Origin of the sequence: Paraburkholderia sp. UYCP14C (assembly GCF_004197395.1) — a bacterium.
Classification (GTDB): domain Bacteria; phylum Pseudomonadota; class Gammaproteobacteria; order Burkholderiales; family Burkholderiaceae; genus Paraburkholderia.
Map to the genome: position 1 here is coordinate 25,172 of NZ_SELS01000072.1, position 8,954 is coordinate 34,125.

At 63.5% G+C, this 8,954-nt stretch carries 7 protein-coding genes; 2 read left to right on the plus strand and 5 right to left on the minus strand.

Annotated elements, in window-relative coordinates; all coding sequences use genetic code 11:
• Window positions 1–96 precede the first annotated feature (96 nt).
• The gene (locus tag EVC45_RS37760; RefSeq protein ID WP_129963216.1) at window positions 97–3,693 is read right to left on the minus strand and encodes an indolepyruvate ferredoxin oxidoreductase family protein; all 3,597 of its coding nucleotides are present in this window, start codon (window positions 3,691–3,693) and stop codon (window positions 97–99) included.
• Window positions 3,694–4,081: 388 nt separating this feature from the next.
• Here EVC45_RS37760 and EVC45_RS37765 point away from each other — a divergent pair, with 388 nt between their 5' ends.
• On the plus strand, window positions 4,082–4,282 hold the full coding sequence (locus EVC45_RS37765) for a hypothetical protein (RefSeq protein ID WP_129963217.1): 201 nt from the start codon (window positions 4,082–4,084) through the stop codon (window positions 4,280–4,282).
• Between the two features lie 138 nt (window positions 4,283–4,420).
• Here EVC45_RS37765 and hppD read toward each other — a convergent pair whose 3' ends face one another.
• Window positions 4,421–5,518, minus strand: a complete 1,098-nt coding sequence (gene hppD / locus EVC45_RS37770; protein WP_129963218.1) for a 4-hydroxyphenylpyruvate dioxygenase — start codon at window positions 5,516–5,518, stop codon at window positions 4,421–4,423.
• 189 nt (window positions 5,519–5,707) lie between these two features.
• On the opposite strand from hppD, the gene EVC45_RS37775 reads away from it, so the two are divergent.
• On the plus strand, window positions 5,708–6,205 hold the full coding sequence (locus EVC45_RS37775; protein ID WP_129963219.1) for an Lrp/AsnC family transcriptional regulator: 498 nt from the start codon (window positions 5,708–5,710) through the stop codon (window positions 6,203–6,205).
• 100 nt (window positions 6,206–6,305) lie between these two features.
• On the opposite strand, the gene EVC45_RS37780 is transcribed toward EVC45_RS37775, so the two are convergent.
• The 3 genes from EVC45_RS37780 to EVC45_RS37790 form a co-directional block, all read right to left on the minus strand.
• Window positions 6,306–6,974, minus strand: coding sequence for a GNAT family N-acetyltransferase (locus tag EVC45_RS37780; RefSeq protein WP_129963220.1), 669 nt, complete (start codon window positions 6,972–6,974; stop codon window positions 6,306–6,308).
• Window positions 6,975–7,253: 279 nt separating this feature from the next.
• Window positions 7,254–7,865, minus strand: a complete 612-nt coding sequence (locus EVC45_RS37785; protein ID WP_129963221.1) for a TetR/AcrR family transcriptional regulator — start codon at window positions 7,863–7,865, stop codon at window positions 7,254–7,256.
• A 20-nt stretch (window positions 7,866–7,885) separates the two neighbouring features.
• Window positions 7,886–8,698 (minus strand): DUF1835 domain-containing protein, encoded by an 813-nt coding sequence (locus EVC45_RS37790; RefSeq protein WP_129963222.1) that lies wholly within the window; start codon window positions 8,696–8,698, stop codon window positions 7,886–7,888.
• Window positions 8,699–8,954 lie beyond the last annotated feature (256 nt).

Genomic DNA, 8,954 nt, shown 5'->3' on the forward strand with positions numbered 1-8,954 from the left:
CGGAACTCCGGTTCCGTAGCGTTTTTTTATTGCGGCTCGAAAAAAAAGCGGCGGTCCGTGAAGACCGCCGCTTTTCAGTTCAGCTGCCAGAGTCGATCAAGCCGCGTGTGCCGCCTTGCCCGCATCCGGCGAACGCCAACGCGTGAGCAACTCGTTCCACTTGATGCGCACGCCTTTCAGGTTGTTCTCCTTGACGTGCCCATAACCGCGGATGCCGTCGGGCAGATTCGCGAGTTCGACCGCGAGATCGCGTTTCTGCGAAGTCAGCCCGCCGATCAGCTCGCGCACCAATGCCTCGTATTCGCCGATCAGCGCGCGCTCGGTGCGACGCTCCTCGGTGTTGCCGAACACGTCGAACCCGGTGCCGCGCAGGAACTTGAGCTTCGCGAGCACGTGCATCGCGCGGAACATCCACGGGCCGTACTTCTTCTTCACCAGGTGGCCGTGCGAGTCCTTCTTCGATAGCGTCGGCGGCGCGAGATGCAGATGCAGCTTCCAGTCGCCTTCGAACGTTGCGTTCAGTTTTTCGATGAACGCCGGGTCGCTGTACAGACGCGCGACTTCGTATTCGTCCTTGTACGCCATCAGCTTGTGCAGATTCTTCGCGACCGCCTCAGTGAGCGGCATTTGGCCGTCGGCGGAATCGAGCGCTTCTTCCGCGGCCCGCACCTGCGATACCAGCGCGCGATAACGGTCGGCATACGCACGGTTCTGCCACGCAGTCAGATAGTCGGCGCGTTTGTCGATCAGCGTGTCGAGCGCCTTCGGCATATGCAGTGCGATGATCTTGCCGTTTGCGCTGTCGGCCGGGGCGCCGCGTCCCTGCGCTTGCGCGAGCTTGCGCACCGCGGACGGATCGTGCGCGGCACGCCGGCCCCATTCGAACGCCGCCAGGTTTTTCTCCACCTGCACGTTGTTCAGCTCGATCGCGCGAACCAGCGACTCGTGCGTGAGCGGCACCCAACCGCGCTGCCACGCGTAGCCGAGCACGAACGGGTTCGTGTAGATCGCGTCGCCGAGCAGCGCGACCGCGAAGTGATTCGCGTCGACGGTCGAGACGTTGTCGTCGCCGGCCGCGGCGCGTACGTCGGCTTCGGTGCTGGTGCCGGGGAAGCGCCAGTTCGGGTTCTTGATCAGCTCGGCGGTCGGCGTGTGCGCGCTGTTCAGCACCACGCGCGTGCGATCCGCGTGGATGCGCGATACGCATTCGTCGCTGGCGGTCACGATCGCGTCGCAGCCGATCACGAGGCTCGCTTCGCCCATCGCGATGCGGGTCGCGTGGATGTCGGCGGGCTGGTTCGCGATCTGCACGTGGCTCATCACGGCGCCGCCCTTCTGCGCGAGGCCGGTGACGTCGAGCACGGTGACGCCCTTGCTCTCGAGATGCGCGGCCATGCCGAGCAGCGCGCCGATCGTGACGACGCCGGTGCCGCCGACGCCCGTCACCAGCACGCCGTACGGACGCTCGATGGACGGCAACTCGGGATCCGGCACCGGCGGCATTTCGGCGCCGGCGCCCGAGGCCGCCTTCGGCTTGCGCAACTGGCCGCCTTCAACGGAGACGAAGCTCGGGCAGAAGCCATTCACGCACGAGAAGTCCTTGTTGCAGGTCGACTGGTTGATCTGGCGCTTCGTGCCGAACTCGGTGTCGAGCGGTTCGACCGACAGGCAGTTCGACTTCACCGAGCAATCGCCACAGCCTTCGCATACCGCCTCGTTGATCACGACACGCCGCGCCGGATCGGGATACGCTCCGCGCTTCCTGCGACGGCGCTTTTCGGTCGCGCAGGTCTGGTCGTAGATCAGGATCGTGGTGCCCGGCACCTCGCGTAGCTGGCGCTGCACGTCGTCGAGCTGGTCGCGGTGATGAATGTCGACGCCGGGCGCGAGGCCGACGTTCGCCGCGTACTTCTCCGGCTCATCGGTGACGATGACGATTTTCGCCGCGCCTTCGGCGGCGAGCTGGTGGGTGATCTGCGGCACGGTCAGCACGCCGTCGACCGGCTGGCCGCCCGTCATCGCGACCGCGTCGTTGTACAGCAGCTTGTAGGTGATGTTCGCTTTCGACGCGATCGCCGCGCGAATCGCGAGCAGCCCGGAGTGGAAGTAGGTGCCGTCGCCGAGATTGGCGAACACGTGCTTGTCGTTCGTGAACGGCGCCTGGCCGATCCACGCGACGCCTTCGCCGCCCATCTGGCTGAACGTGCTGGTGCTGCGGTCCATCCAGACCGTCATGTAGTGACAGCCGATGCCGGCCATCGCGCGCGAGCCTTCGGGCACGTTGGTCGACGTATTATGCGGGCAGCCCGAGCAGAACCACGGCTTGCGCTCGACTTCCACGCGCGGCCGCGCGAGCGCCTTTTCCTTCGCTTCGATCACCGTGATGCGCGCGGCGATGCGGGCGCGCACGTCCGACGGCAGATCGAACTTGTCGAGTCGCGTGGCGATCGCCTTCGCGATGATCGCGGGCGACAGCTCGTAATGCGCCGGCAGCAGCCAGTTGCCCATCGGCACCGACCATTCGCCGCCGGCACCGTCCTTTTCGTCGAACTTGCCGAACACGCGCGGGCGCTGCGCGTCGGGCCAGTTGTACAGCTCTTCCTTGATCGCGTATTCGAGGATTTGGCGCTTTTCCTCGACCACCAGAATTTCGTCGAGACCGCGCGCGAACGCCTGCGCGCCTTGCGCTTCGAGCGGCCATACGCAGCCGACCTTGTACAGCCGGATGCCGATGCGCGAGCAGGTTTCGTCGTCCAGACCGAGGTCGGTCAGCGCCTGACGCACGTCGAGATAAGCCTTGCCGCCGGTCATGATGCCGAAGCGCGCATGCGGCGAATCGATTTCGACGCGGTCGAGTTTGTTCGCGCGCACGTAGGCGAGGCCCGCATACCACTTGTAGTCGAGCAGACGCGCTTCCTGCACGAGCGGCGGATCGGGCCAGCGGATGTTCAAGCCGCCGTCGGGCATCACGAAGTCTTCGGGCAGGATGATCTGCGTGCGGTGCGGGTCGATATCGACCGATGCGGACGATTCGACCACGTCGGTCACGCACTTCATCGCGACCCAGAGGCCCGAATAGCGGCTCATTGCCCAGCCGTGCAGGCCGAAGTCCAGATATTCCTGCACGTTCGACGGAAACAGCACCGGCAGTCCGCACGCCTTGAAGACGTGTTCGGACTGGTGCGCGAGTGTCGAGGATTTGGCCGCGTGATCATCGCCGGCGAGCACGAGTACGCCGCCGTGCCGCGACGAGCCGGCCGAGTTGCCGTGCTTGAAGACGTCGCCGGAACGGTCGACGCCTGGGCCCTTGCCGTACCACATCGAAAACACGCCGTCGTATTTGGCGCTCGGGTACAGGTTGACCTGCTGCGAACCCCACACGGCGGTGGCCGCGAGGTCTTCGTTGACGCCGGGCTGGAACACGACCTGATGCGCGGACAGATGCTTTTTCGCCTTCCACAGCGACTGGTCGAGTCCGCCGAGCGGAGAACCGCGGTAGCCGGAGATAAAGCCGGCGGTGTTGAGGCCGGCGGCGCGGTCGCGTTCCTGCTGCAGCATCGGCAGACGCACCAGCGCCTGGATGCCGCTCATGTACGCGCGGCCGCGATCGAGGGTGTATTTGTCGTCGAGCGTGACGGAAGACAACGCGGCTTCGAGCGAGGCTCGCTGACCTGCGTCTAGCGGGGCATTCATTATGTGTACTCCTCCACTGCAGCTTGGGATCACCAAAACTTTTCTGGCCCCCGGCATCTTGTGAATGCTGGGGCCGGGGTCGTCATATTGACGGGTTTTAAGCGATGGTAGCACTGGTGGAAACCCGCCGCAGCAGATCAAAAAGCGCCTTCGTACGGTCTGATTTGAGCCGGCTTCGCGGCAAGTTACCGACGCGTTGTGCGCAGTTCGCGATGAATTCCAAGCGGGATAGGCTTATCTGGAGATCTCGCATGTAACAAGCTGTAAAACCTACAAATCTGCGGAACCGCAGTGAAAACCACTGTCTAACCCCGACCTGCGAGCGATGCCGAACGCTGCGCATTCTGCGCAGCTTCAGGACAGCAGGGCAGTTAGAAAAGGAGTACGCATGAACACACGAAACATCCAGACCTTTCTGATGGTTTCCGCCGCCTTTTTCGCGATGAGCGCGCCGATGCGGTCGAATCCGGGCAGCACGGGGGCACTGTCGAACGCGATCATCCGCACCGCGAAGGTCGCGCCGGCGCGACCGGGGACGAGCCGGATCGACGGTTCGATCGGCAACGACGAGTACCGGCAGAATTCATGACGTGCCGCGTCGCGCGCGTCTTATGACGATCGGCCGCCGTTCCGACGTGAGCGGCGGCGTAGCAACGAAAAAGGGCGAGGATCCTGCGATCCTCGCCCTTTTTTCATCCGCACGCCGATGACGCGCGAGTCATTGTGATCAGGCCTTGTCCTGCACGACGCCGCGGCGAATCTGGTCGAGTTCGATCGATTCGAACAGCGCCTTGAAATTGCCCTCGCCGAAGCCCTGGTTGCCCTTGCGCTGAATGATCTCGAAGAAGATCGGGCCGATCTGGTTTTCGGTGAAGATCTGCAGCAGCAGGTCGTCCGGCGCGCCGTCGATCAGGATCTTGCGCTTGCGCAGCTCCTCGAGCGGCTCGCCATGATTCGGCACGCGCCGGTCGACGAGTTCGTAGTACGTGTCGATCGTGTCGAGCAGCGAAATGTTCGACGCACGCAGGCCGTCGACCGTGCGGTAGATGTCGCCGCTACCGAGCGCGATGTGCTGGATGCCTTCGCCATGGTACGCGTCCAGATATTCCTGGATCTGGCCGGCCGTGTCCGAGCCTTCCTCGTTGATCGGAATGCGGATCTTGCCGCACGGCGAGGTCATCGCCTTCGACTTCACGCCCGTCACCTTGCCCTCGATGTCGAAGTAGCGCACCTCGCGGAAATTGAACAGGCGCTCGTAGAACTCGGCCCATTCCTGCATGCGGCCGCGATGGACGTTGTGTGTCAGGTGATCGATATAGGTCAGGCCGTGGCCGACCGGGTTCGGGTTCGCGCCGGGAATCGGCTCGAAGTCGACGTCGTAAATGTCGATGTCGCCGATGCTGTTCGGCGCCGCGCCGTTCTTGCCGCGCCAGCGGTCGACGAAATAGATCAGCGAATCGCCGATGCCCTTGATCGCCGGGATGTTCAGCTCCATCGGGCCGGTCTTGTTGTCGAAGCCCCACGCGCCTTTTTCGAGCGCCTGGGCGTAGGCCTTCGCGGCGTCCTGCACGCGAAACGCGATCGCGCAGATCGACGGGCCATGCAAGCGCGCGAAGCGCTGCGCGAACGAATGCTTCTCCGCGTTGACGATGAAGTTGATGTCGCCCTGCCGATACAGCGTCACGTCCTTGTGACGATGCCGCGCGACGGGCGTGAAGCCCATGCGCTCAAACAGCTTGCCGAGCGCTTTCGGGTCCGGCGCCGTGTATTCGATGAATTCGAAGCCGTCGGTGCCGACCGGATTTTCCCAGGTTGATACCTGCATTGTCTGTCTCCAATCCCATGCAAGAGGGGTGCCGTGATGCGCCGGTGGTGCGCGCGCGGGACGGTCGGCTGAGTGCGACCGGATAGAGCAAGTGTAGAACTGTGATGCAGGCAAAAACTTGCGAACTTAATCGCGCGTCGCTACGCTTGAGCCAGTTTGTGGCTCTATTCAAGCGATACGTGGCAGAACATGGCTAATAACGAGTTAGACGCGATCGATCGGCGCATTCTGGCCATCCTTCAGGAGAACGGCCGGCTGTCGAATCAGGAGATTGCGGAACGGATCAATCTGTCGCCGAGTCCGTGCCTGCGGCGGATTCGCCGGCTCGAGGAAAGCGGCGTGATCCGCGGCTACGTCGCGCTGCTCGACGCGCAACGTCTCGGGCTCGACCTGCTCGCGTATGTCAGCGTGCGGCTGGAGAAGGGCGGCGGTCGCGCGTTCAGTCCGCACGGCGAGGCCACGCACGCCGACCTGTTCGGCGCGGCCGTGCAGACGTGGCCTGAGGTGGTCGCGTGTCACGCGATGACGGGTGAGATGGATTATCTGTTGCGCGTCCAGGTGGAGGACATGGCGCACTTTTCGCGCTTCGTGCAGGACCAGTTGCTGCGGCATCCGTCGGTGATCGACGTGAAATCGAGCTTTTCACTCGAAAAGATCAAGGAAACGACCGCGCTGCCAATTTTGTAGCCTTCTTGCGCAACGGCCTGTGCGTGGCGTTGGCCTGGTTCCCGATAGAAAAAAGGGCGACCTTGCCGCCGCCCCCTTCTCATTTCCCCGTAGCGATTATTCAGGCAGCGACAGCCACCGGCATGAACGACTCGAACAGTCGCGATGCCTGGCGCGCGTGGCGCTTGAGTGCGTAGTCGAACACGGCGGCCTGCTCCTGCAGCATTTCCGCGAGGATGCTCGACTGATCGGCCGGCGACAGCGTCAGATAGGCGTCGGCTTCGCCGTACGCGTACTCGATCTTCATGCCGGCCTTCCTGGCGATGTGCATCATGGTCGAATTGCGCGACAGGCAGTGGATGTAAAGCGTCGTCACATGCGTGTTGCGGCTGCGGATCGCCGCGCGCTCGAACAGCTTCGAGCCAATACCGATGCCGCGTGCGCTTTCGAGCACCGAGACGCCGAATTCGGCGGTGCGCTTGTTGCCTTCGGCCGGCAGGTAGGCCAGATGGCCGACGCCGCTCAGTTCCAGCTTGCTGTTGAACACGCCGAACACCGTGTCGCGCGTGAAGTCGATCGCGCGCACGTAGTTTTCGATCACGTGGTTCGGCACGACCTGGCCGAAGCGCAGCAGGCGGTCGTCTTCGTCGAGCGCGAGAAAGTGCGTGAGCAGGCGTTCGCGGTCAGCAGCAGTGAGTTCACGGACCAGAACGTGCGCGCGTCCGGCAGACAACGACGCACGATCGTTCAACGAGATCGGCTCGGCGGTGCGATGGGTCAGCGTGTTCATGGTCGGGTTCTCCTTTTAATCAGGCGGTGTTGTGCACCGCAAAACCGATTTTAGCGGAAACCCAGACTCTTCACTAGGGAAAACCCGTATCAAAAACCGAGGCCAATACCTGGAATGCTGCAGCCCTAAATTTAAATAATTGATTTAAAAGAAAAATTCAAAATGAACGCCCGTTCGAGACACGATGCCGCATGCATTCCTTGGACGAGCCTATTTCGTCTGAATGTTGTTGCTGTGCGTCATCCCGGGCACGGGCGGCGATCGGGTCGGACCGTCTTCTCACTTGAGCGGCGCCGTCCCGAGACCATGCTCGACCATGCCGACCACCTGCTCGGCGAACTCGCGGTAGCCCATGCGGCCGTCCGGCTTCAGCCATGTGAAGGTCCAGTTGATCATGCCGAACACCATCATCGTCAGCGCGGTCTGGTTGTCGCGTGTCGCGCGTTCGGGGTAGGCGCGCGCGAGCTGCCGCGCGAATGCGGCGACCACGTCGCGCTGGCGGTTGAGGATGATCTCTCGCTGCGAATCGACCAGATACTTGACGTCGTTCAACAGCGCGACGTGCCGGCTGTGCGACGTCTCATACTCGGACAGGAACGCGCGGATCAGCTCCGCGAAGGTTTCGCGCTCGCTGAGTTCGCGCCGCTGGCTCGAGCCTTCCACCTCGGCGATGATCAGCATCAGCCGCTTCGTGTAGCGATCGAGCAGGTCGAACAGGATCGCTTCCTTGCTCTCGTAATAGTGATAGAGACGCGCCTTCGAGGTGCCGCTCGCCGCGGCAAGATCGGCCATCGACGTGCTGGGATAGCTGGTCTGCGCGAACTTCGCGGCGGCCAGTTCGAGAATCTGCTCGCGTTGGGTTTCGTGGTCTGGGGCTCGGGTGCGGGCCATATTGGTCTGTTCTTATCTTATTAGGGTGAGCAGGGGGCGGTTGCCGCGCGCAGTTCGAGCGAGCGCCATTCGTTCGCGTCGCCGCGCAGGCGGATGCGCCGCAGCGCCGCGAGTTCGCGCATGCGCCACAGTACGATGCTGTCGCTGACGAGGAACCACAGCTCGGCGGTCATGACGTAGGCGGCGACCCGCGCCGCGGGCTGCCAGTCGTCGGTTGCGCGTTCGAGGATCAGCGCGTCGAGTTCGGCGAAGCTGCTGCTCGTGAAGGTGTTGTCGCGCCAGCGCCGCGTCTCGCCGTTCGCCTGCTTGACCTCCTGCCATTCGAGCGCGAGCCGACTGATGCGCAGCACCGAAATCGGCGCGGCGTCCGGCAGATGCGTCTGTAGCACGTCCGGCGGAAACATGCCGACCGACGTCGCGCGATCCTTGCGGGTGTGCGCCCACGCTTGGCGGTCGGTGAGGTCGGCGATCGACAGATGCACTTCGTGCAAACGCTGCGGGCTGTTGCGCACCAGGTAGCAGACGCGGCGCAGCATCAGCTGATCGGACGAGCTTTCGCCGTGCCACACGACGAGATTCGCAGTGTCGCTGACGAGGCCGTCGAGCACCGCGGTCTGTGCGCGGAACTCGCGCGCGAAGTCGCGTTGCGTGTCGGCGGTGACGCGTGCCCAAAAGTCGGCGCGCATGGGCTGAGCGTCGTCAACGTCGCGTAACGGGCCGACCGCCAGATCGTCCCGCAACGGCTGCACGCGATCGTCGCTGCCGGCCTGCGCCAGCGCGGTACGCAGCGACTCGGCGGCGACGTCGCCGTTGGTGAGGTGAATCGTGCTCATGGGCAAGGGTTTGCTGTGACGCCAGCTGCTGTAACGAAAAGAGGCCGCTCGCCGACCGGAAACCGATGTCCCGATCGATGAGCGGCCCCTAGTGTAAGCGGATCGCGAAACGGCCGAAAGCGGCGACGGCCGTTACGCGAAGCCACTTCGCACCCAAGCCAGGAAAGTGCCCGGCTCAACGTTCGTCGTAACTGACGACGACCTTGTCGCTCACCGGATGACACTGACACGTCAGCACGAACCCGTCGCGGATCTC

Excerpts from the sequence above, each read along its gene's own strand:
- EVC45_RS37765 (WP_129963217.1), top strand. The coding sequence starts at position 4,082 with ATGAACACACGAAACATCCAGACCTTTCTGATGGTTTCCGCCGCCTTT.
- EVC45_RS37780 (WP_129963220.1), bottom strand. The coding sequence starts at position 6,974 with ATGAACACGCTGACCCATCGCACCGCCGAGCCGATCTCGTTGAACGAT.
- EVC45_RS37760 (WP_129963216.1), bottom strand. The coding sequence starts at position 3,693 with ATGAATGCCCCGCTAGACGCAGGTCAGCGAGCCTCGCTCGAAGCCGCG.
- EVC45_RS37790 (WP_129963222.1), bottom strand. The coding sequence starts at position 8,698 with ATGAGCACGATTCACCTCACCAACGGCGACGTCGCCGCCGAGTCGCTG.
- EVC45_RS37785 (WP_129963221.1), bottom strand. The coding sequence starts at position 7,865 with ATGGCCCGCACCCGAGCCCCAGACCACGAAACCCAACGCGAGCAGATT.
- EVC45_RS37775 (WP_129963219.1), top strand. The coding sequence starts at position 5,708 with ATGGCTAATAACGAGTTAGACGCGATCGATCGGCGCATTCTGGCCATC.
- hppD (WP_129963218.1), bottom strand. The coding sequence starts at position 5,518 with ATGCAGGTATCAACCTGGGAAAATCCGGTCGGCACCGACGGCTTCGAA.